The organism is Microbacterium lacus (assembly GCF_039531105.1).
In the GTDB taxonomy this organism is placed as follows: domain Bacteria; phylum Actinomycetota; class Actinomycetes; order Actinomycetales; family Microbacteriaceae; genus Microbacterium; species Microbacterium lacus.
Genome location: NZ_BAAAPK010000001.1, coordinates 2,850,984 through 2,873,159 on the forward strand (window position 1 = coordinate 2,850,984; position 22,176 = coordinate 2,873,159).

The window sequence follows — 22,176 nt, forward strand, 5'->3', positions numbered from 1 at the left end:
GGGTGAGCGACGCCGCACCCACCGTGAAGGTCCAGCCGCTGCTGGTGCGCGTCGCTGTCGTGCTCGTCTACCTCAGCGGTTTCGTGAGCGTCGCGATCGGCATCCTGGTCCTGCTCAGCCGGTACCAGGTCGACAGGGCGGAGGTCCTGCCCGTCTCGCTGCTCGGCGCCGGCGTGATCCTCTTCGGACTCCTCACGGTCGCCGTCGCCTCGGGCATCGCGCGGGGCCGCCCGGGGGCGCGTCTTCTCCTGACGATCTACCTGGTGATCCAGACGGTGCTGCACATCGTCACGATCGTCACGGCCGACACGTGGGACTGGACCTCGATCGCCGAAGTGGCGCTCTACGCCTTCATCGGCGTCGCCGTCTGGACACCGCCGGGGTCGCGCTACTTCCGCTGAGGATGCGCGCCACGTAGCGCCGGTGGAAGAACCGGACGATCTCGATCGCGCCGATCGTGAGGATCGTGACGAGGGTCACGAGGTAGGCGCACTCCTCGCCGGGATCCACGAGTTGGAAGAACTCGGTGGACAGCGGGATCGTGAAGATCGCGATGAGCGCGATGAACATCGCGCCGATCACGACCGCCTTGTACCGGTTGATCGGCCGCGAGAGCACGGTGAGGACCCAGATGCCGACGATCGCGAGGATGATCGTGGACCCCGTGCGCAGCTGAGGCTCGTCGACGCCGAGCGCCATCGCACCCCGCGTGTACAGGGTGAGGGCGATCGCGATGATGAGGCCGGACGGGATCGCGAAGCTCAGCGACCGACGCAGGAACCCCGGGACGTAGCGCTGCGTGTTCGGCATGAGGGCGAGGAAGAACGCCGGGATGCCGATCGTCAGGCCGTCGGTGATCGAGAGCTGACGCGGCAGGAACGGGAACTCCATCACGAGGATCCCGAACAGGACCGCGAGTCCGGTGGCGTACGCCGTCTTGGTGAGGAACAGCATCGAGACGCGCTCGATGTTGGCGATCACCTGCCTCCCCTCTGCGACGACATCGGGAAGGTGCGAGAACTGCCCGTCCAGCAGCACGAGACGCGCGACGGCTTTCGTGGCCGCCGCGCCCGAGTTCATCGCGATGCCGATGTCGGCCGACTTGATCGCGAGAGCGTCGTTCACGCCGTCGCCGGTCATCGCGACGACGTGCCCGCGCGACTGCAGCGCGAGCACCATGCGCTTCTTCTGCTCGGGGGTCACCCGCCCGAAGACGGTGTGCTCCTCGAGCACCTCGGCGAGCGCCGCATCGTCCTCGGGGAGCATCCGCGCGTCGAAGCCGTCCGCGACATCCAGCCCCACTTCGCGGGCGATGGCCGCGACGGTGCGCGGATTGTCGCCGGAGATGATCCTGATGCCGACCCCCTGCTCGCCGAAGTACGACAGTGTCTGCCGCGCATCGGGCCGCACCTGCTCGCGGAAGGTGAGCACGACCGCCGGCTCCACTCCGTCCGGCAGGCGCTCTGCGTCGACATCGCCCGGGTCGAGGCTCGCGGGCGTGAAGCCGAGGACGAGCGTGCGCCGCCCTGACGACGCGCGCTCGACGACGGTACGCCCGAATTCCGCGGTGACGTCGCTCGCGGCATCCCCGAACACCATCTCCGGCGCGCCGAGCACCCACGTACCGGGTGCACCCGCGAAGGAGACGGCGCTCCACTTCCGGGCGGACGAGAACGGGATGTACGCAGCCACCGCCTCGGGCGCGGACACGGGAAAGGGGTCGCGGAGGCAGCGCGCCGTCGCGTTCGCGTCCGGGGCGGCGCCGTACCAGGCGAGCGTCCTCTCCCACCCGGGAGCCGTGACGTCCAGCGCGTGGGCGTCGTCGAATGCGATCTCGCCGCCCGTGAGCGTGCCCGTCTTGTCGAGGCAGATGACATCCACGCGGGCGAGCCCCTCCACCGCGGGCAGTTCGTTCACGAGGACCTGGCGGCCCGCGAGCTTCGCGGCCCCCACCGCGAACGCGATCGAGGTCACGAGCACGAGGCCCAGCGGGATCATCGCGGTGAGCGAGGCGATCGTGTTGACGACCGCCTGCACCCACGTGCCGCTCTGCCAGGCCTGTACCCAGCCGCCTGCGACCATCATCTGGGCGTTGAGCACGAGGAGGCCGATCGGCCCGATGCCCCAGCCGACCCACGTGAGCACGCGGTCGATCGAGGTGCGCAGCTCGGAGGCGACCATCGAGAAGCGCTTGGCCTCATCGGCGAACCTGTTCGCGTACGAATCCGCTCCGACACGGGTGGCCTGCGCATCGCCCTCCCCCGCGACGACGACCGAGCCCGACAGCGCCTCGTCGCCGTCGTTCTTGTCGACCGCGTCGGACTCGCCGGTGAGCATGGACTCGTCGATCTGCAGTGCGCGGGCGCGGACGACCACCGCGTCCGCGGGCACCTGGTCCCCGGCCCGGAGGACCAGGATGTCGTCCTGCACCACGTCGCCCGGGGCGATCTCGACCTCGACGCCGTCGCGCCGGACGCGGGCGCGGGGGGCGTTCAGCAGCGCCAGCCTGTCGAGCTTGGACTTCGCCCGGAACTCTTGGACGCACCCGATGATCGCGTTCGCGAACGCCGCGAGGCCGAACAGCGCGTCCTGCCACCGGCCGAGCAGGAGCAGCACGAGGAAGCAGCCGCCCACGATCGCATTGAAGAGCGTGAAGACGTTCGCGCTCACGATGTTCCATGCGCTGCGACTCGTATCGGCGGTGAAGGCGTTCGAGCGGCCGTCCGCCTGACGCTCCGCGACCTCCCCCGGGGCGAGCCCGCGGTCGGGATCGGTGCGGGGCGCGTCCGCGGCGACGTCGGTGGCGGCATCCATGGATCACACTGTATGACCCGCACGGCCGTGCGGTGGCGCGGTCGATGCCGGAGAATGGTCGCTTGTGAGCACCCCTCCCGATGCCCTGATCCACCTCGCGCACGCCGGCGTCTCCCTCGTCGTCGACGCCCGCGCCGGCGCGCTCCCCGCGATCGTCCACTGGGGCGAGCAGCTCGAGGAGTTCGACGAGACCGCGCTGGCGAGCCTGAGTGATGCGACGGTCCCTGTCGTCGGGTCCAACAACGTCGACACTCCGCCGCGCGTCGCCCTCCTCCCCGAGCACCACACCGGGTGGACCGGCCGGCCCGGAATCTCGGGTTCGGCGCAGGGGCGCGGCTGGTCGCCGCTGTTCCGCACGACTGCGCTCACGCTCGACGGGGCGCGGGTCGACGGTTTCGTCCAGGCGGATGCCGGACTCCTCGTCTTCGACGCCGTCGACGACCGCGGGGAGCTGTCGCTGCGGCTGGAGCTCGAACTCCTGGACAGCGGGCTCATCCGAGCACGAGCGGCGCTCCGCAACGAGCGGGACGCTGCCTACACGGTGGACGACGTCTCGCTGGCCTTCCCCCTCCCCGCAGAGGCCACCGAGCTCCTGGACTTCACCGGCCAGCACAACTACGAGCGCTTCCCGCAGCGCGGGCCGCTCCGGGCCGGCATCCATCTCCGGGAGAACCGGCGCGGACGCACGGGAGCCGACAGCGCGTTCGTGCTGCACGCCGGCGAGGCCGGCTTCGGCTTCGAGAAGGGCCGGGTCTGGGCGGTGCACACCGCGTGGAGCGGAAATCACCGCCACTACGCCGAGCGCGTGTACACCGGCGAGCAGGTCCTCGGTGGCGGCGAGGTGCTGCTCTCCGGTGAAGTGGTCCTGCAGACAGCGGAGCAGTACGTCACGCCCTGGGTGTACGGCTCGTACGGCGATGGCCTCGACGAGGTCGCCCACCGCTTCCACGATCACTTGCGCGCGGTGGGCTCCGGCCGACCGGCGGAGCGCCCCGTCACCCTGAACGTGTGGGAGGCCGTCTACTTCCGCCACGACGCGGGCGAGCTGATCGCCCTGGCCGACAAGGCCGCCGACATCGGCATCGAGCGCTTCGTGCTGGACGACGGCTGGTTCGGCGCACGACGCACCGATCGCGCCGGACTCGGCGACTGGGTGGTCGCCTCCGACGTCTGGCCGGACGGTCTGCACCCGCTCGTGGACCACGTCCGGGCGAAGGGCATGCAGTTCGGGCTGTGGTTCGAGCCCGAGATGATCAACCTCGACAGCGACCTGGCCCGACGGCATCCGGAATGGATCATGGCGGCGCGCGACGAGCTGCCGGTCGAATCGCGCGCGCAGCACGTCCTGAACCTCGCCGCCCCCGGCGCGTACCAGCACGTCAAGGCCCAGATGCTCGCGCTGCTCGACGAGTACCCGATCGACTACATCAAGTGGGATCACAACCGCGACCTCACCGAAGCCGGCGACCGCGAGCACGGCGGTCGGCCGGTCGTGCACGCGCAGACCCTCGCGTTCTACCGACTCCTCCGCGAGCTGAAGGACGCGCACCCGGGACTGGAGATCGAGTCGTGCTCGTCCGGCGGGGGCCGGGTCGACCTCGGGGTGCTCGAGCTCACGGACCGCATCTGGGTCTCGGACAACAGCGACCCCCACGACCGGCAGTCGATGATGCGCTGGTCGGTGCAACTCGCACCGCCCGAGTACCTCGGCGCCCACATCGCGTCGGACCGCTCGCACACGACCGGCCGGCGACTGGACCTGTCCTTCCGCGCGAGCACGGCGATCTTCGGGCACCTCGGCATCGAGTGGGACCTGAACGAGGCGACGGATGCCGAGCTCACTCTGCTGCGACGCTGGATCGCCCTGCACAAGGAGCATCGCGCGCTGCTGATGGGCGGGACGGTCGTGCGCATGGATACGATCGACCCCCGCGTCATCGTCCACGGAATCATCGCGTCCGATGACTCCGAGGCCCTGTTCTCCTCCGCGCTCCTGGACACCACCGTTCCCGAACCCGCCGCTCGGCTGAAGCTGCGGGGCCTCGATCCGGAGCGCACGTACCACCTGCAGCCGCTGATCATCGGACCGCTGCCGTCCGGGCTCATCCCCCCGCGCTGGTGGGGCGAGCCGAGCGACGCGGAGGCGCTCGCCGCCCAGGAGTACTGGGACCGCGCGCAGCGTACGGATGTGTCGTACCCGGGCGCGCGGTTCCGCGGAGACGTGCTCGCCCGCGTCGGCGTGGCCGCGCCCCGCATCCACCCCGATCAGGCCGTGCTCTACCGGGCCGTGGCCGTCGACTGAGGCACACGACGAAAGGCCGGAAGCGTCGCTCCCGGCCTTTCGCGTTCGTGCGGCTTACTTCACCGATCCGGCGGTGAGACCACGGACGAAGAAGCGCTGCAGCGCGAAGAAGATCACCAGCGGGACCACGAGGGTGATGAACGAACCCGCCGCGACCCGCTGCCAGCCCTGACCGTACTGACCGAGGAGCGTGTAGAGCCCCTGGGTCAGCACCTGGTTGGGACCGCTCTGGATGAAGAGGTACGCCACGAAGAAGTCGTTCCACACCCACAGGAACTGGAAGATCGCGAACGAGGCCAGCGCCGGCACCGACATCGGGACGATGAGCCGCCAGAAGATCTGGAAGTGGCTCGCTCCGTCCACGCGCGCCGCCTCGATGAGCGAGTTCGGCAGCGTCTGCATGTAGTTGCGCAGGATGTAGATCGCCAGCGGCATCGCGAAGGTCGCGTGCACGATCCACGCCGCCGGGTACTGCCCGATGATCTGGATGCCGGTGGTGTTCCCGAACCAGACGAACAGCTGCAGGATCGGGATCACCGCGATCTGGATCGGCACCACCATGAGCGCCAGGATGATCGCGAAGTAAGCCTCCTTGCCGGGGAACTGGAAGAAGGTGAACGCGTAGGCGGCCATGGCGGCGATCATGACGGGCAGGATCGTCGCCGGAATGGTCACCGCCACCGAGTTCCAGAACGTCGTCCCGGCATCCAGCGCGGTCCATGCCTGCGCGAACGGCTCGAAGGTCCAGTTCTGCTGGAACGGATTCAGGATCGCCGTCCACCAGCCTGTCGCTTCGACGTCGGCCCGAGGACGCAGGCTCGTGATGAGCAGGCCCAGAAGCGGGAAGAGCCAGGCGACCGCGATGATCCCCATGATGATCGAGATCAGCACCCGGGGCTTGGCCTTCTCGGTGCCGTCCTTGTTGAACTTCTTCGCGCGCTTGGTCGTGTCGACGATCTCGCGGGCGTTGTTGTCCTCGTCGACGATGGGAGTGGGCACGAAAGTCATCGGAGTTCCTCCTGCGACTTGTAGCTGCGGACTTGATAGACGATCAGCGGGATGACCGCGATCATGAGGACGATCACCACGGCGGCGGCCTTGCCGGGGTTCTGGAAGCTGAACAGCTGCGTGTAGAACTCGACCACGAGCACACTCGTGTTGTACTGCCCGCCCGTCATCGCGTAGATGATGTCGAAGCTCTTCATGACGAAGATCGTGACCGTGACGAAGACCGCGAGGACTGTGCCGCGGATCTGCGGCACGATCACGAGGAAGAACGCCTTCCGCTCGCTCGCACCGTCGAGTCGCGCGGCTTCGATGGTCTCTTCCGGGACACCCTTGATCGCCGCGGACAGCAGCACCATCGCGAACCCGACCTGCAGCCAGATCACGATGAACATGAGCAGGAAGCTGTTGAGCCTGCCGGCATCGATCGTGAGCCAGGGCACCGGATCGTTGCCGGTCACGCCCGTCCAGATCGCGTTCAGCAGATAGATCTGCGGGTTGCCCGGCGGTGCGTAGAAGTAGATGAAGCGCCAGGTGACCGCGGCGGCGATGCCGCTGATGGCCATCGGCAGGAAGATCATCGCCTTGAACGTCGTCTCGCGACGCTTGCCGAGACGGTCGGTGAGGATCGCGACGAGGAGCCCGATCAGGACTGTCGCCGCCGGCACGACCAGAACCCAGAGCAGATTGTTCAGGAGGACCCCGAGGAAGTTCGGATCCGTGAACAGCGAGATGTAGTTGTCGAGACCGACGAACGTGGCGCCCTCCCCACGCCGCTGACTCTGCTTCATGAAGCTCTCGACGAACGTGCGGATCGCCGGGTAGAGGAGGAACAGCGCGACCAGGAGGATCACGGGGAGCAGGAAGACGTACGGCAGCAGCCGCGCCTTCGCTTTGTCATTCGTCCTCTCCACGAGCCAGTTCAGGCCCCAGAAGATGATGAACGACACCCCCAACCCCAGGATCACGGAGATGAGTGCACTGACAATGGCCATCGAAACCGCCTGACGTCGTTGTAAGGATGATCGTGATGCTAGTGGGAAGCGGCGCCGGGGCCCAGGGCGCCGGCGCCGCTTCGTCGCTCACAAGGAGCGGTCGATGACCTTACCGGTCGGGCCAGGACGCGTCGATCGCGTCGAAGGCCTGCTCCATGGTCTTCTGACCGGCGAACCAGCTCGTCAGCTCGCTCCACTCGGTGCCGGCGCCGACTTCACCCGGCATCTGGTCGGAGGCGTCGAATCCGAAGATCGTCGATGCCGCCAGCAGCTCCTGCGCGTTCTTCTGGAAGTCCGTCGTGTAGAAGGACGTGTCGAAGTCGTTGTGCGGAGAGAGGAAGATGGCCTGGCTGGCGTAGCCGTTCGTGCCGAAGTCCTTGCCGGTGATGTACTCGATGACCTGCTTGGTCGCGTCCGAGTCGGTGAAGGCACCCACCAGGTCGCCACCGCCGAGCATCGCCTGCTCCGTGCCCTCGGGTGCGGGCAGCTGGAAGAAGTTGACGTTCGTCAGGTCGTTGTCGGCGATCTGAGCCTTGATCTCGTCAGGGAAGAAGTCCGCGATGAACGATCCCTGTCGCATCATGAAGCACTGACCGTTCTCCTTGCCGGAGACGAACAGCTGGTTGCCCGCGGTCTGGAAGGCCGTCGTGGCCGCGGCGGGGCCGCCGCCGTTGACCTTGCCTTCGGCCAGCAGCTCCTCGGCGACCTTGTCGCCGGCCTCGTTGACGAGGTCGCTGTTGAACAGGATGTCCCCGGCGATCCAGGCGTTGTAGTCATCCAGTCCGCCGTAGCGCAGGACGTATTCCTCGAGCCAGTCCGTCGCCGGCCAGCCGGTCGCCGCGCCCGACTCCAGGCCGACGCACCACGGGTAACCCAGGCCCTGGTCGATGATCTGCTGCTGCAGAGCCGTCATCTCGGCATCCGTCGTCGGCACGGTCAGCCCCGCGGCCTCGAAGGCGGCCGGGTTGTACCAGACGAGGGACTTGACGTTGATCGAGTACGGCAGACCGAAGGTCTGACCGTCGACGACGGCGATGTCACCGAGACCGTTGGCCTCATCGGCGGTGATCGCCTCGACGTCGATCCCGAGGTCCTCCAGCGGGAACAGCTGGGCGGTCTGGCTCTTCAGCACACCCGGCTGCGGGTAGATCGCGATGTCCGGCGGGTTGCCTGCCGTGGCACGCGCGACGACGGCCGTCTGGAAGTCGGTGTTGCCGTCATAGGTGACTTTGATGCCGGAGGTCTCCGACCACTTGTCCAGGTCGGCCTGGAACGCCTCGGCCTGGGCGTCGGTGAACGCGCCCATGATCGTGACGGCCTCGCCGTCTCCGCCGCCGCCACCGTTGTCGCCGCCGCCGCCGGTGCAGCCGGCGAGTGCGATGCCCGCGACGCCCAGGGCGGCGAGCGGCATCAGGATACGTCTGCGCTGTGACATGCCCATGTGTGCTTCTCCTCTTCGAGTTCACGCGTGTCCGCGTCGCGGTCACTTCGGGAACCGCTTCCACACAAGCTAGGGGAAATCGCCCCCGTACACAACAGTTGTTCTTCGAATGCGCTCTGATCGTTGCAAACTCGGGCGATCGTTATGGGTTCTTTCCCTGGAACCGTTCCCAGAAACGCTCGGATCTCGTATGCTGATCGCCAGCCGCACGGGCGTGCGGATCGGCAGAGCGGCCTCGGAGGCGGTGACGGACGTGAGTGGCATCGCTGAGGTCGCACGACTCGCGGGAGTCTCCAAGTCCACCGCGAGCCGCGCGCTCGGGGGCACCGGCTACGTCTCGGAGGAGACCCGTCAGCGCGTCCATCAGGCCGCGGCGTCGATCGGCTACGTACCGTCCACGAGCGCAGTGAGCCTCGCGACCGGGCGGACGCAGAACATCGGCGTCGTGATGCCGTACGTGAACCGCTGGTTCTTCGCCGAAGTCCTCGAGGGCATCCAGCAGGTGCTCCTGGCACAGGGCCTGGACCTCACGCTGTACGACGCGAAGCCCGGGACCGAGGGACGCAATCGGATCTTCGAGGACTTCCTCGCCCGCAAACGGTTCGACGGCCTGATCGCCGTCGGACTCGAACCGGATCACCAGGAGCTGGACAGACTCGTCGCGATCGGCCGGCCGATCGTGAGCGTCGTCGGATCGAGCAACGTGACCACCGTGGTCGAGATCGACGACGACCATGTCGCGCGCCGAGCGACCGAGCATCTGATCGCACTCGGCCATCGTGACATCGCCTTCATCGGCGGCGGGCTGAGCACCCACTGGGCGCAGGTCGACCGGCGCCGGTTGGACGGCTACCTCAATGCGATGAAGACCGCCGGCCTGTCCGACCACGTCCGCCACATCTACTCCGACGTCACGCTGCCGGGCGGCTATGCGTCGGCCGTGGACGCGCTCGGAGAAGCGCGCGGAAGACCCACCGCGATCGTCGCCACGTGCGACGAGGTCGCGATCGGGGCGATCATCGCCGCCCGGCGCCTCGGCGTGCAGGTGCCGAGCGATCTGAGCGTGATCGGCATCGACGATCACGAGTTCGCCGACATGTTCGCCCTCACCACGCTGCGGCAGACTCCGCGCGAGCAGGGGCGGGTCGCGGTGCAGCTGCTCCTGGAGCACCTGGACGACCCGACGCAGCCCCCGAAGACCGTGCGCATGACGTCCCAGTTGGTCGTCCGCAATTCCACCGCGGCGCTGGACCCCCGCGCGTCGGCGGTCGCGATCGATGGCCGGCGGCGGGGCGGCCTTTGACTCTCACCCCGCTTCTCCCCGACCGACGACGAAGACCCCGGATGCAGCATCCGGGGTCTTCGTGAATCTCAGGACGAGATTACTTGAGCGTGACGGTCGCGCCGGCCTCTTCGAGAGCGGCCTTCGCCTTGTCAGCGGTCTCCTTGTTGGCGCCCTCGAGGACGGCCTTCGGAGCGCCGTCGACGACGGCCTTCGCCTCACCGAGGCCGAGCGAGGTGAGCTCGCGGACGACCTTGATGACCTGGATCTTCTTGTCGCCGGCGGCCTCGAGAACGACGTCGAACGAGTCCTTCTCCTCGACCTCTTCAGCGGCGGCACCCGCGCCACCGGCGGCGGGGCCGGCCACGGCGACGGGCGCGGCGGCGGTGACGTCGAAGGTCTCCTCGAACGCCTTGACGAACTCGCTGAGCTCGATGAGCGTGAGCTCCTTGAACGCGTCGAGCAGCTGCTCAGTGCTGAGCTTTGCCATGATGATTCTCCTTGATTCGGGGTTTTGCTATGCCGGGACCTGAGATCAGGCCGCGGACTCCTGCTTCTCACGCAGCGCGTCGACCGTGCGAACGGCCTTCGACGGCAGCGCGTTGAAGACGTAGGCCGCCTTGGTCAGCGAGGCCTTCATCGCACCGGCGAGCTTCGCCAGCAGGACTTCACGGCTCTCGAGATCGGCGAGCTTGTTGACCTCTTCCGCGGTGAGGGGGTTGCCATCGAAATAGCCGCCCTTGATCACCAGAAGAGGGTGTGCCTTGGCGAAGGCGCGCAGACCCTTCGCGACGGAGACCGGGTCTCCGTGCACGAACGCGATGGCCGAGGGACCCTTGAGGTCCTCGTCCAGCGACGAGATCCCCGCCTTGTTGGCGGCGATCTTGGTGAGCGTGTTCTTCACCACGGCGTATTCCGCATCCTGACGAATGCTGTTGCGCAGCTCCTTGAGCTGGGCAACCGTCAGACCGCGGTACTCGGTCAGCAGAACGGCGGTCGAGTCCTCGAAATGCTTCGTGAGCTCGGCGACCGATGCATCCTTCTGCGCCATGGCCACTCCTTGTGTGTACGAGACGCTCCGGGGTGCCGGGGCGTCGGCCGACGGCATCCGCTCATCGGATCTCGCCCCGGAATGACAAAAGCTCCGGCGCAAGCGCACGGAGCTGGATTCTCAGAACGAGATTCGTGTCGTACACCTGCGCGGGCCCCTGCACTGCAGAGCTTCGATCGTCATGCGCTTGCGCGCACGTCGATGACCAGCGGTCTTCGGCTGTATCCCAGTGTACGCACCCCCGGTGTTCGCTCCAAATCCGCGCCGCCTGGCGCCGAGTGCACGACGTGTCACCGAGCGCACGGCTCGGCCGCGGCGCGAGGCCGTGCGGTCGGTGCAAAGTCGTGCACTCGGCCGCGGGACTGCTCGCAGGTCACGAAGGCGGCCGGATGCCGAAGGACGCGAGCCTCCGGCCGAGCGCGGCCGCGCTCACGATGTGCTCGTCCTCCCAGCGTACGAATCTCCACTGGGTCGTGCCTCTGATCCAGTCCTCCCGTCGCTTCTCTTCCAGCAGCACCTGCTGCAGCGGGATGCCGCGGCGCATCGCCTCGTCCGTGTACTTGCCCTGGCCGTCGAACTCCCCGAACGCGCGCACGTCATCGAGGCCGAAGTCGACGAAGTACCGGCGTCCGCGCGGAGCGGGCACCGGCACCTGCAGGCGGGGGCGCGCGAATCCCAATCGGACCAGTCGCAGGCGACTCACGCTCTCGCCCGGGAGCTGCGCTCTGCCGTCGGAGAAGTCCGCGACCCACCGCGCCTGCCGAATCCCCCGTGCGCCGTCGGCATCGATGAGCCGCCGCTGCAGACCTTCCCGCCACGCCAGCACGGCATCCTGATCCCACTCCCTCCCGCGCAGTGCCATCTGACGCTCGGCCGCATCGGCGCAAGCCAGCGCGGTCTCGAGCGGAAGTGTCCGGATGACGTCGAAGACCGTGCGCGCGAGTGACGTGCACCGGATGCCCCACCGCACGACGATGTCGTCCGCGCGCAACGGCGCGACGTGTCTGCGGACATCCGGACCGCTCGAGATCCGCACCGGGGCGGGCGTGGTCACGTGCACGCGATCGGGTCGGTGACGGTACAGAGGGAGGCCCCACAGCACGGCGGCGGATTCGTGGGAGGCCACCGCACCGCCGCGCGAGTCCCTCGCCACCGCGATCACGTGCGCGAGATGTCGACCCTCCGGCCACATCCGCGCGGCATCCGCCGCCTCGAGGAAGGATCCGCGACGCAGCACGAGCAGCTCACCGCGATCGACCGCACCGGCGATCGCGCGGTCGGTCCACCCGTCCTCGCGCAGACCGGATCTCGATCGAACGAGGGGGGACAGTTCCGCTACGGAGAAGGCACGTCGCATCGGTTCAGAGTCAGGCCCCGCAGCGACCCGCAGTCTCAGATCTCGGCATCTGTGGACACCGGGAGCGCGCGCCCTCCGTGTGGAGGAGGAGATCGCACCCGCCGAGCGCACGGGTACGCGCCGAGCGCACGACTTTTCGACGTGCGCATGCCGTGCACTCGGCAGGAACTCGTGCACTCGGCGCAGCAGGGGCCGCGGACGCGGGTGTCGCGCCACCGCGTGAGGGCGAGCGGGGTTAGCCTCGAAGGCGTGTCACCCGAACTCGCCGCCCTGCACCCCGGGCTCGCCGCCCGGGTGGTGGCGGACTCGCGCGATCGCGTGGCCTGGATCCGCGCTCGCTCGCGGGGCATCACCGCGACGGACGTCGCCACGCTGACCTCGCCGAACGCGATCGCGAAGGCCGCGGATGCGAAGCTCATGGGCTCGGGGTTCTCGGGCAACGCCTACACCGCGCACGGCCGGGTCCGCGAACCCGAGATCGCACGCTGGGTGGCGGCCACCCACGGCATCCTGCCCTCCAGCGCGCTCTTCCACGCCGAAGTGGAGAAGCGCCACCTCGCGACCCCGGACGGCGTCACGGTCGACGGCGACGGTCGGGTGATCCTCTGCGAGATCAAGACGACCAACAAGTCGTGGCGCAGCATCCCGCGCACGTATCTGCGGCAGATCTGGTGGCAGCAGCACGTCCTCGGCGCCGAGCGCACGCTCGTCGCGTGGGAGGAGCACGACGGCTTCGTCCCGGTCGGCGACGAACCGAAGTGCGCGTGGGTCGATCGCGACGAGGTCGAGATCGGCCGCCTCGTGCACCTGGCGACGACCCTCATCGACGAACTCCACCGCCGGACGATGCTCGCTCGTTCGCAGCCCGTCGCCGAGCGGATGCCGGCCCCTCGGCCGCCGCGCGAGCCCTTCCGCGCCCTCGCTCTCGCTGACTGACCCCGTGCCCGGCGCGCGATCAGCAGCCGCGGAACGGGAATAGTTGACGCGTCTCAACCATTTACCTTATGGTTGACAAAGATCAACAGTTGACTCAGATCAACTTGTCGCGCCACCGTCGCCGCGTCCCGCCGCCTCACGCCGAAAGATCGCCATGTCCGCCACTTCTCTCACGACGTCCGAAACCGCCGAGCTTCCCGACAAGCCCGCCATGACGCACCGCCAAGTGCTCGAAGCCCTCTCGGGACTCCTCCTCGGCATGTTCGTCTCGATGCTCGCCTCGACCGTCGTCTCGACGTCGCTGCCGGTCATCATCCACGACCTCGACGGCACGCAGGCGTCCTTCACCTGGGTCGTCACCGCGACGCTGCTGACCACGGCGATCTCGACTCCGATCTGGGGCAAGCTCGCCGACCTGTTCAACCGCAAGCTCCTGATCCAGATCGCGATCGTGATCTTCGTCCTGGCCACCGCGGCCGCGGGCTTCTCCCAGTCGCCCGAGATGCTCATCGCGTTCCGGGCCGTTCAGGGCATCGGCGCCGGCGGTCTCGCGGCACTCAGCCAGGTGCTCATGGCCGACATCATCAGCCCGCGGGAGCGCGGCCGCTACATGGGGCTCTTCGGGGCGGTCATGGCCGTCGCCACGATCGGCGGCCCGCTGCTCGGCGGCGTGATCACCGACACGCTGGGCTGGCGGTGGAACTTCTACGTCGCCCTCCCCTTCGCCGTGCTCGCCCTGATCATCCTGCAGCGAACCCTGCACGTGATCCCCCGTGCGCGCCGGAAGGTGTCGATCGACTACGTCGGCATCGTGCTGCTGTCCACCGCGGTCGCCCTGCTGCTGATCTGGGTGACCCTCGTCGGCGACTCGTTCGAATGGTGGAGCCTGCAGACCGTCCTGATGGTCGGCGGCGCGATCCTCGGCACCGTGCTGTTCGTGGTCACCGAGCTGCGCGCGAAGGAGCCGCTGATCCCGCTGTCGCTGTTCCGCAACCGCACCTTCACGCTCGCCGTGATCGCGTCGATCGCCACGGGGATCGCGATGTTCGGCGCGTCGGTCTTCCTCAGCCAGTTCATGCAGCTCGCCCGTGGAGCGACCCCGACCGAGGCCGGTCTCATGACGATCCCGATGATCGCGGGGCTGTTGATCGCGTCCGTCGGAGTGGGGGCGCTCATCACCCGCCTCGGGACGTGGAAGCCGTTCCTGATCCTCGGTGCGGTCTTCCTGACGGCCGGTTCGTTCCTGCTCTCCACGATCCACTACGACACGAACTTCGCCCTGGTCTCTCTCTACATGTTCCTACTCGGCGCGGGTGTCGGCATGACGATGCAGAACCTCGTGCTGGTGGTGCAGAACACGTCCGACCCCAACGAGATCGGCGTCGCGAGCTCGGGCGTCACGTTCTTCCGAAGCCTCGGCGGAACGATCGGCGTCTCCCTCATGGGCGCGGCCCTCGCTTCGCGCGTGAGCGAGCTCGTCACCGCGGGCAAGGACGACATCACCGCGACTGTCATGAGCCTCGGCGCGGACGCGCAGAAATGGGCGGACACGCTCAGTTCGGGAACCCTCCCGCAGGTCTCGGCGATGCCCGCGGCGCTGCGCGTGATCTTCGAGGACATCTACGCGCAGGGCATCTCGCACTCGTTCCTCATCGCGGTGCCGTTCGCCGTGATCAGTCTGATCGCGATCGTGTTCCTGCCCAACACGCCGCTGACCCGAATGACCACGACGGAGCGCATCCGCGCGAGCGAGGCCGACCTCGCCACGGTGTCGGTCTCCGAGGGAATGGACGCCGTCGCCGCCACCGCTGACGACGCGAAGGCGGATGCGGCTCCCGCGACCCCGACACGGGCCTCGCGCCGCGCACGGTAAATTCGACGGTGATGGACGAGACGACGGGCGAGGAGCGCGCCGAGGCGGTGCGCGCCCTCGAGTCCGAGTTCAGCGAGCTGATCACGCGGGTGCGGAGGGTGATCGCGGAGAACGCGAATCGCGTCAGTCCGGGGATGCTGCCGGGGGCCTACAAGGTCTTCACCACGATCGTCCGTCGGGAGAGCGTGACCCTCTCCGCCCTCGCCGACTCGCTGATGGCCGACAAGGGTCAGATCAGCCGCACGGTCCGCGAACTCGAGGACCTCGGCCTCGTCTCCCGAACTCCCGACCCGTCGGACGGGCGATCGAGCCTGCTCTCCCCCACGCCGCTCGGACTGGAGCGCCTCGCGCTCGCCCGTGCGCCGCAGGAGGGCATCCTGATGGAGTCCCTGGAGAGCTGGCCGGTCGAGCAGATCCGCGACCTCACCCGGCTCCTGCACGCGCTGACCTCGGGCGAGATGCCCTGAGCTGAAGGCGAACTCACCGGCGGGCTTCCCGAGCCGGTAGCACCGGCGTAACACGGCAGAGACATAGTCGCGCTTGACTGTGGGAACAGCAGAAGAGTGCTGCCGAAGCCGACATGCACCCGGAAGGAGCGACCCATGAGATTCCGGCCGCTGCGACCAGCCCCCGCCGCCGAGACGCCTGCCCCGGTGGCGGATCCGCCCGAGACGATGCGCGCGGCGGTGATCGATGAGACCGGCACCCCGGCCGCGCTGCACGAGGCGACCGTGCCGGTTCCCTCCCCTGTGCTGAGCGAACTGCTCGTGCGCGTCGTCGCCGCCGGGATCAACCCGATCGACGCCAAGACGCGCAGCGGCAAGGGCGTCGCGGCGGCGATCACCGACTTCCCGAGTGCGCTCGGCTTCGACTTCAGCGGCATCGTGGTGCGCTCCCCGTACGAGTCGCACCCGCTCGCCCCCGGCACCCCGGTCTTCGGGATGGTGCCCTTCCCGCGCACGGGCGGCAGCTACGCGGAGTACGTCGTGGTCCCCTCGCAGTCGGTGGCCCGCAAGCCCTCGGCGCTGTCCCACGTCGAGGCGGCCGGCGTTCCGCTGGCCGCGCTGACCGCATGGGGGCTGGTCGTGGAGACCGCTCACGCGCACGAGGGTCAGCGGATGCTGATCCACGCCGGCAGCGGCGGTGTCGGCCACTTCGCCGTGCAGTTCGCCGCGTACTTCGGCGCCCACGTCACGGCCACGGGCTCCGCCCGCAACGCGTCGTGGCTGCGGGAACTCGGCGCCTCGGTGGTCCTGGACCACACGACTACCCGGTTCGAAGACGTCGTCGCCGACGTGGACGTGGTGATCGATCTCGTCGGCAATGTGCACGACCGCACGGGCGAGCGCTCCCTCACGGTGCTGCGCCCGGGCGGCCTGTACGTGCTCGTGCCGACCGGCTCGTGGCCGGGGTATTCCAAGGCCGCGGACGCCGCAGGCGTGCGGGCGACATCCTTCAAGGTCATCCCCGACGGCGGTGCGCTGGCCACGATCGCGCGGCTGCTGGACTCCGGCGCGATTCAGGTCTACATCGATCGCGTGTTCGAGCTTGCCGACGCGGCGGCCGCGCACACCGAACTCGAACAGGGGCACACGCGAGGCAAGATCGTCCTGCGCGTCAGCGACGACTGATCAGATCAGGCCGCGCTGCGCAGCACGCGCCGACCCTCGGTCACGATCTCGTCGGCGATCGCGTCGAGCAGCGGGGAGCGCAGGTTCCACTGCTGCCAGTAGAGCGGCACATCCAGCGGCGGCCCGCCGAGCAGGACCAGCGCGCCGTCGCCGAGCGCCTGCGCGGACTGGAATCGCGGCAGCATCCCCCAGCCGAGTCCCGCCCGCACGGCAGCCGCGAAATCGCTCGACGCCGGGACGAAGTTCCGCGGCGGAACAGTCTGGTCGACCCCGTGCGTGCGCAGCCAGCGGGTCTGCAGATCATCACGCCGATCGAAATCCACCAGGGGCGCGATCGCCAGCGCTGCCGGATCGGCACCGTCCGGCATCCACTCCGCGGCGAACGCGGGGGTCGCGACGGCTTCGTACCTCATGGCGCCGAGCGGACTCACGCGACAGCCGGCGACCGGGCGCTCGCGTGAGGTGACCGCGCCCATCACGGTTCCGGACTCCAGCAGGCCGGCGGTGAAGTCCTGGTCGTCGCGGTGGAGCTCGAAGACGACCGGATGCCGCTCCGCGAGTCGCGCGAGCGGATCGAGGAACCAGGTCGCCAGCGAGTCGGCGTTCACGGCCAGCGGCACGGTCGTCCGTGCGGCGGCGTCGTCGCCGAGGCCCGCGAGGGCGTCGTGCTCGAGGAGGGCGATCTGGCGGGCCATCCGGACGACGGCGGCTCCGGCATCCGTGAGCCGCGCAGGTTTCGAACGCACGAGGACCACGCGGCCGAGCTGCTCCTCGAGCGTCTTGATCCGCTGGCTGACGGCGGACGGGGTCACGCGCAGTCGTCGGGCGGCGGCATCCAGCGTCCCCTCGTCGATCACGGCGGCGAGGGTGAGAGCGAGGTCGGGAGGGATGCGCATCATGAGCGATTCTAATGGTGATGAAGAATCTTCAGCTGTACTGCATGCGGCGAAACGCCTAGCGTCGAAGAGTGCTCACTCCCCTGCTCGCCGGCGTCGGTCTCGGCTTCTCGCTCATCGTCGCGATCGGCGCCCAGAACCTGTTCGTGCTGCGGCAGGGGATTCGTCGCGAGCATGTCGTGCTGGTCGCGTCGATCTGCGCGGTCTCCGATGCGGTGCTCATCGCGCTGGGCGTGTCCGGCGTCGGACTCGTGCTGCAGGCCGTGCCGTGGCTGATCGATGTGGTGCGCTGGGCGGGTGCGCTGTTCCTCATCGGCTACGGCCTGCTGGCGGCGCGGCGCGCGTGGCGCCCGTCGGGTGAGGCACTCGGGTCCTCAGCGCCGGCGCCCGGCCCGACCGCGGCGACCGCCGGCGGGACCGCGGCGACCGCCGGCGCGACGGCCGTGGCCACCCGGGCGATTCCCGTCGTCGCGACGTGCCTGGCACTGACGTGGCTGAACCCGCACGTGTACCTGGACACCGTGTTCCTCCTCGGGACTGTCGCGAACACCCACGGCGACCAGCGGTGGGTGTTCGCCGCCGGCGCCATGGCCGCGAGCGTGATCTGGTTCTTCGCCCTCGCGTTCGGCGCGCGCTACCTCGGTCGGTGGCTCGGCACGCCGCGCGCCTGGCGCATCCTCGACGCGATCATCGCCGTCGTGATGGTCGCGATCGGCGTCAGCCTCGTCCTGCCCCACTGATGCCGCGGTACCCGATCCCGCGGCGACCACGGCACGATGGAGGCATGAGACGCGTCCACGTGATGGTGCACGGCCGGGTGCAGGGCGTCGGCTACCGGTACACGATGCGGACGGTCGCCGCGGCCGCGGGGGTCGCCGGGTGGGTGCGCAACCTTCCGGACGGCAGCGTCGAGGCCGAGATCGAGGGCACGCACGAGCAGATCGACCGGATCGTGGCGTGGATGGCGCAGGGGCCGCCGGGCGCGCGCGTCGACACGGCGATGGTGACGGATGCCGAACCCACCGGGCAGCCCGGCTTCGTCGTCCGCGACTGAGGCTGCGACCGGGCGGGTCAGTCCTCGAAGGGCCGCAGGATCCGGTCGAGGAAGCGCCGTGTGCGGTCGTGCTGCGGGTCGGTGAGGATCTCGCCCGGCGCCCCGCGCTCGAGGATGACACCGTCGTCGAAGAACAGGACCTCGTCTGCCACCTCGCGCGCGAACGCGAGTTCATGTGTGACGATCACCATGGTCCAGCCTTCGTCGGCGAGCTCCTTCAGCACGACGAGCACTTCGCCGACCAGTTCGGGATCCAGCGCGCTCGTCGGCTCGTCGAAGAGGAGCAGCGACGGCTGCAGGGCGAGCGCCCTGACGATGCCGACGCGCTGCTGCTGGCCGCCGGAGAGCGCGAACGGCAGCGCGTCCCGCTTGTCGGCCAGCCCGACGCGCTCGAGCAGCGCCTCCGCCCGGGCGATCGCCTCCGCCTTCGGGACGCCGTGCGCGTAGATCGGCCCCTCCGTCACGTTCTGCAGGACCGTGCGGTGGGGGAAGAGATTGTGATGCTGGAAGACCATCGCAGAACGATCGCGCAGGGCGATCCGGTCGGCCTTGGAGACCGGGCGGGCGAAGTCGATCACCGGGCCGCCGTCGAACGCGATGAGACCGGCATCCGGCGTCTCGAGGCCGTTGAGACAGCGGAGCACGGTCGTCTTGCCGGACCCGCTGGGCCCGATGAGAGCGACCACCTCACCGCGACGCACGTCGAAGTCGACGCCGTCGAGCACGCGGTTCGCACCGAAGCTCTTCGTGAGGCCGGATACGCGAAGGAGGGGATCAGTGGGCGACATAGCGGTCCAGCCTCTTTTCGATCGCGCTCTGCCCGCTCGAGAGGACGAGGCAGATGATCCAGTAGATGAGGGCGGCCTCGAGATAGATCGCCATGAACTCGAACGAGAACGCCGCGATCTGCTGGGCCTGCCGGAAAAGCTCCGTGACGAGGATCGTCGAGGCGAGCGAGGTGTCCTTCACGAGGGAGATGAACGTGTTGGACAGCGGAGGAACGGAGACGCGAGCGGCCTGCGGGAGGACGATCCTCGTGAGCGTGCGACCGCGGGACAGTCCGACGGTGTGCGCGGCCTCCCACTGCCCGCGCGGCACCGAGAGGATCGCCGCGCGGACGACCTCGGCGGCGTACCCGCCGACGTTGAGGGAGAACGCGATGATCGCTGCCGGCCACGGATCGATCACGACGCCGACCGAAGGCAGCCCGTAGAAGATGACGAACAGCTGCACCAGGAGCGGTGTGCCGCGGATGACCGAGATGTAGGCCCGCGCGATGCCGGCCAGCACCACGTTGCCCGACAGACGCATGAGGGCGAGGCCGATCGCGATGATCAGCCCGAGGGCGAACGAGGCGAGCGCGAGCGGAATCGTCCCGGTGATCGCTGCGAGCAGCAGCGGCCAGAACGAATCGACCAGCAGCTGCCAGATGCCGGGATCTGCCATGTGCCCTCCTCGATCGCGTTGATCGCCGCCGGCCCGGGACGGGCCGGCGGCGGCTCTGAGGTTACTGCGTGACGTCCTCGCCGAAGTACTTCTCGCTGATCTTCGCCAGCGTGCCGTCGGCGCGCAGCGCGGCGAGCGCGTCATCGATCGCGGCGGCGAGCGCTTCCTTGTCCTTCGTGAGCGCGAAGGCGCTGAGACCGGGGTCATCGGTCTCGGCGGCGATCTTGAGCCCGGTCGGGCCCTCGCTCTTCTCGTAGTCGAGGAAGGTCAGGTTGTCGTTGATCGTGGCGTCCACGCGGCCCTGCTGCAGGAGGGCGACGGCCTGCGCCCAGCCTTCGACGGCCTCGACGGTCGCGCCGCTGGACTGAGCGAGCTCGTACCAGTTGCTCGTGAGCGACTGGGCGGTCGTCTTGCCCGCGAGGTCGTCAAAGCTCGTGATCGAGTCGTCGTCCTCGTTCACGACGATGACGCCCGGGGAGACGGTGTACGGCTCGCTGAAGAGGTACTTCTCCTCGCGCTCGGGGTTGATCGAGACCTGGTTGGCGATCACGTCGAAACGTCCGGCATCCAGGCCGGCGAAGATCGCGTCCCACTGAGTCTCCTGGAAGGACACCTTCAGACCCAGCTCGTCGGCGACGGCCTCGGCGATCTCCACGTCGAACCCGACCAGATCGCCGGACTCATCGTGGTAGCTGAAGGGTCGATAGGTGCCCTCGGTCGCGACCGTGAGGGTGCCGGCCGACATGAGGCCGAGGTCGCCATCCGCGGACGGTGCGGAGGCGGTGCCGGACGGGGAAGCCGAACCGGAGCACGCGGAGAGCGTGAGGGCGGCGGCCAGAGCGGCGGCGGCGAGCAGAAGGGGGCGGCGGGACATGGGGGCTCCTGAGTGTGGATACGGGGGAAATGGACGAAGGGCCCCACCACTGGTGAGGCCCTTCGTCGGACGGATCGTCAGAGTGCGTTGACGTCCAGCGGGATGCCGGGGCCGAACGTGGTCGACACCGCACCCTTCTGGATGTAGCGGCCCTTCGAGCTGGAGGGCTTGAGGCGGATGATCTCCTCGAGCGCAGCCTTGAGGTTCTCGTCGAGCTGGTCGGCCGAGAACGAGGCCTTGCCGACGACGAAGTGCACGTTGGCGTGCTTGTCGACGCGGAACTCGATCTTTCCGCCCTTGATCTCCTCGACGGCCTTGGCCGGGTTCGGGGTGACGGTGCCGGTCTTCGGGTTGGGCATGAGACCACGGGGGCCGAGCACCTTTCCGAGTCGACCGACCTGGCCCATGAGCTCGGGGGTCGAGACCGCCGCGTCGAACGACGTGTAGCCGCCCGCGACCTTCTCGATGAGCTCCGCGCCACCGACCTCGTCGGCGCCGGCGGCGAGCGCGGCCTCAGCGGCCGGACCCGTCGCGAAGACGATCACGCGGGCGGTCTTGCCGGTGCCGTGGGGCAGGATGACGGTGCCGCGCACCATCTGGTCGGCCTTGCGGGGGTCGACGGCGAGCTTGAGGGCGACCTCGACGGTCGAGTCGAACTTCGCCGACCCTGTCTTCTTCGCCAGCTCGACGGCCTCGGTGGGCGTGTAGAACTTGTCCGCGTCGATCTTCGCCGCGGCGGCCTGGTATGCCTTGGACTTGGTAGCCATGATCGTTATCCCCCTCAGTCCTCGACCGTGATGCCCATGGAGCGGGCGGTGCCGGCGATGATCTTCGAGGCGGCCTCGATGTCATTCGCGTTCAGGTCGGGCTGCTTGACCTCGGCGATCTCGCGGACCTGGGCCTTGGTGAGCTTGCCGACCTTGGCCGTGTGCGGGGTCTGCGAGCCCTTGGCGACGCCGGCCGCCTTCTTGATGAGCTCAGCCGCCGGCGGCGTCTTGAGGATGAACGTGAAGCTGCGGTCCTCGTAGACGGTGATCTCGACGGGGATGACGTTGCCGCGCTGCGCCTCGGTGGCCGCGTTGTACGCCTTGCAGAACTCCATGATGTTGACGCCGTGCTGACCGAGCGCCGGACCGATCGGCGGCGCGGGGTTGGCCGCACCCGCCTTGATCTGGAGCTTGATCAGGCCGGTCACCTTCTTCTTGGGTGCCATTGTGTT

The 22,176-nt window shown here is 68.6% G+C and carries 22 protein-coding genes; 9 read left to right on the forward strand and 13 right to left on the reverse strand.

All coding sequences use genetic code 11. The annotated features are described in order from the left end of the window. Nucleotides 1–2 precede the first annotated feature (2 nt). Entirely contained in the window at nucleotides 3–401 is a 399-nt protein-coding gene (locus ABD197_RS13530; RefSeq protein WP_344055387.1) for a hypothetical protein, read from the forward strand. Here the strand turns inward: ABD197_RS13530 and ABD197_RS13535 are convergent. Next, nucleotides 352–2,814 carry an HAD-IC family P-type ATPase gene (locus tag ABD197_RS13535; protein ID WP_344055389.1) on the reverse strand — a complete coding sequence of 821 codons (2,463 nt, stop codon included), beginning with the start codon at nucleotides 2,812–2,814 and terminating at the stop codon, nucleotides 352–354. The genes ABD197_RS13530 and ABD197_RS13535 overlap by 50 nt on opposite strands. Before the next feature lie 64 nt (nucleotides 2,815–2,878). Between ABD197_RS13535 and ABD197_RS13540 the strand changes: the two genes are divergently transcribed. Continuing rightward, complete coding sequence (locus ABD197_RS13540) at nucleotides 2,879–5,116, forward strand: alpha-galactosidase (protein WP_344055390.1); 2,238 nt, start codon at nucleotides 2,879–2,881, stop codon at nucleotides 5,114–5,116. A gap of 54 nt (nucleotides 5,117–5,170) precedes the next feature. Here ABD197_RS13540 and ABD197_RS13545 read toward each other — a convergent pair whose 3' ends face one another. The 3 genes from ABD197_RS13545 to ABD197_RS13555 form a co-directional block, all read right to left on the reverse strand. Further along, complete coding sequence (locus tag ABD197_RS13545; RefSeq protein ID WP_344055391.1) at nucleotides 5,171–6,124, reverse strand: carbohydrate ABC transporter permease; 954 nt, start codon at nucleotides 6,122–6,124, stop codon at nucleotides 5,171–5,173. Further along, the gene (locus ABD197_RS13550; RefSeq protein WP_344055392.1) at nucleotides 6,121–7,116 is read right to left on the reverse strand and encodes a carbohydrate ABC transporter permease; all 996 of its coding nucleotides are present in this window, start codon (nucleotides 7,114–7,116) and stop codon (nucleotides 6,121–6,123) included. Before ABD197_RS13550 ends, ABD197_RS13545 begins: the two co-directional genes overlap by 4 nt. Before the next feature lie 109 nt (nucleotides 7,117–7,225). Beyond that, nucleotides 7,226–8,557, reverse strand: coding sequence for an ABC transporter substrate-binding protein (locus ABD197_RS13555; protein WP_344055393.1), 1,332 nt, complete (start codon nucleotides 8,555–8,557; stop codon nucleotides 7,226–7,228). Nucleotides 8,558–8,747: 190 nt separating this feature from the next. On the opposite strand from ABD197_RS13555, the gene ABD197_RS13560 reads away from it, so the two are divergent. Continuing rightward, a complete protein-coding gene (locus tag ABD197_RS13560) occupies nucleotides 8,748–9,860 on the forward strand; it encodes a LacI family DNA-binding transcriptional regulator (RefSeq protein WP_425561019.1) in 1,113 nt (370 codons plus the stop codon). A 79-nt stretch (nucleotides 9,861–9,939) separates the two neighbouring features. Here the strand turns inward: ABD197_RS13560 and rplL are convergent, their stop codons facing one another. The 3 genes from rplL to ABD197_RS13575 form a co-directional block, all read right to left on the reverse strand. Next, nucleotides 9,940–10,329 carry a 50S ribosomal protein L7/L12 gene (rplL, locus tag ABD197_RS13565; RefSeq protein ID WP_179434199.1) on the reverse strand — a complete coding sequence of 130 codons (390 nt, stop codon included), beginning with the start codon at nucleotides 10,327–10,329 and terminating at the stop codon, nucleotides 9,940–9,942. A 45-nt stretch (nucleotides 10,330–10,374) separates the two neighbouring features. After that, nucleotides 10,375–10,890, reverse strand: a complete 516-nt coding sequence (gene rplJ, locus ABD197_RS13570; protein ID WP_344055394.1) for a 50S ribosomal protein L10 — start codon at nucleotides 10,888–10,890, stop codon at nucleotides 10,375–10,377. Between the two features lie 373 nt (nucleotides 10,891–11,263). Next, nucleotides 11,264–12,247, reverse strand: coding sequence for a hypothetical protein (locus ABD197_RS13575; protein WP_344055395.1), 984 nt, complete (start codon nucleotides 12,245–12,247; stop codon nucleotides 11,264–11,266). A 249-nt stretch (nucleotides 12,248–12,496) separates the two neighbouring features. Between ABD197_RS13575 and ABD197_RS13580 the strand changes: the two genes are divergently transcribed. From ABD197_RS13580 to ABD197_RS13595, 4 genes are all read left to right on the forward strand, one after another. Next, complete coding sequence (locus ABD197_RS13580) at nucleotides 12,497–13,183, forward strand: YqaJ viral recombinase family protein (RefSeq protein WP_425561020.1); 687 nt, start codon at nucleotides 12,497–12,499, stop codon at nucleotides 13,181–13,183. A 154-nt stretch (nucleotides 13,184–13,337) separates the two neighbouring features. Next, nucleotides 13,338–15,056: an MDR family MFS transporter gene (locus ABD197_RS13585; RefSeq protein ID WP_425561021.1), complete on the forward strand. Its 1,719-nt coding sequence runs from the start codon at nucleotides 13,338–13,340 to the stop codon at nucleotides 15,054–15,056. An 11-nt stretch (nucleotides 15,057–15,067) separates the two neighbouring features. Beyond that, nucleotides 15,068–15,523, forward strand: a complete 456-nt coding sequence (locus ABD197_RS13590) for a MarR family winged helix-turn-helix transcriptional regulator (RefSeq protein ID WP_344055396.1) — start codon at nucleotides 15,068–15,070, stop codon at nucleotides 15,521–15,523. 135 nt (nucleotides 15,524–15,658) lie between these two features. After that, a complete protein-coding gene (locus ABD197_RS13595; protein ID WP_344055397.1) occupies nucleotides 15,659–16,687 on the forward strand; it encodes an NADP-dependent oxidoreductase in 1,029 nt (342 codons plus the stop codon). Between the two features lie 5 nt (nucleotides 16,688–16,692). On the opposite strand, the gene ABD197_RS13600 is transcribed toward ABD197_RS13595, so the two are convergent. Then, entirely contained in the window at nucleotides 16,693–17,583 is an 891-nt protein-coding gene (locus ABD197_RS13600; RefSeq protein WP_344055871.1) for a LysR family transcriptional regulator ArgP, read from the reverse strand. 71 nt (nucleotides 17,584–17,654) lie between these two features. Between ABD197_RS13600 and lysE the strand changes: the two genes are divergently transcribed. Both lysE and ABD197_RS13610 read left to right on the forward strand, forming a co-directional pair. Continuing rightward, entirely contained in the window at nucleotides 17,655–18,323 is a 669-nt protein-coding gene (gene lysE / locus ABD197_RS13605; RefSeq protein ID WP_344055398.1) for an L-lysine exporter, read from the forward strand. Between the two features lie 44 nt (nucleotides 18,324–18,367). Next, nucleotides 18,368–18,637 (forward strand): acylphosphatase, encoded by a 270-nt coding sequence (locus tag ABD197_RS13610; protein WP_344055399.1) that lies wholly within the window; start codon nucleotides 18,368–18,370, stop codon nucleotides 18,635–18,637. A 17-nt stretch (nucleotides 18,638–18,654) separates the two neighbouring features. On the opposite strand, the gene ABD197_RS13615 is transcribed toward ABD197_RS13610, so the two are convergent. The 5 genes from ABD197_RS13615 to rplK all read right to left on the reverse strand — a co-directional run bounded on the left by ABD197_RS13615 (nucleotide 18,655) and on the right by rplK (nucleotide 22,170). After that, the gene (locus ABD197_RS13615) at nucleotides 18,655–19,425 is read right to left on the reverse strand and encodes an amino acid ABC transporter ATP-binding protein (RefSeq protein ID WP_344055400.1); all 771 of its coding nucleotides are present in this window, start codon (nucleotides 19,423–19,425) and stop codon (nucleotides 18,655–18,657) included. After that, entirely contained in the window at nucleotides 19,412–20,083 is a 672-nt protein-coding gene (locus ABD197_RS13620) for an amino acid ABC transporter permease (RefSeq protein WP_344055401.1), read from the reverse strand. The genes ABD197_RS13615 and ABD197_RS13620 overlap by 14 nt, the downstream gene beginning before the upstream one ends. 61 nt (nucleotides 20,084–20,144) lie before the next feature. After that, nucleotides 20,145–20,957, reverse strand: a complete 813-nt coding sequence (locus ABD197_RS13625) for an amino acid ABC transporter substrate-binding protein (RefSeq protein ID WP_344055402.1) — start codon at nucleotides 20,955–20,957, stop codon at nucleotides 20,145–20,147. Nucleotides 20,958–21,034: 77 nt separating this feature from the next. Further along, nucleotides 21,035–21,724 carry a 50S ribosomal protein L1 gene (rplA, locus tag ABD197_RS13630; RefSeq protein WP_344055403.1) on the reverse strand — a complete coding sequence of 230 codons (690 nt, stop codon included), beginning with the start codon at nucleotides 21,722–21,724 and terminating at the stop codon, nucleotides 21,035–21,037. 14 nt (nucleotides 21,725–21,738) lie between these two features. After that, entirely contained in the window at nucleotides 21,739–22,170 is a 432-nt protein-coding gene (rplK, locus tag ABD197_RS13635) for a 50S ribosomal protein L11 (RefSeq protein WP_344055404.1), read from the reverse strand. Nucleotides 22,171–22,176: the final 6 nt, after the last annotated feature.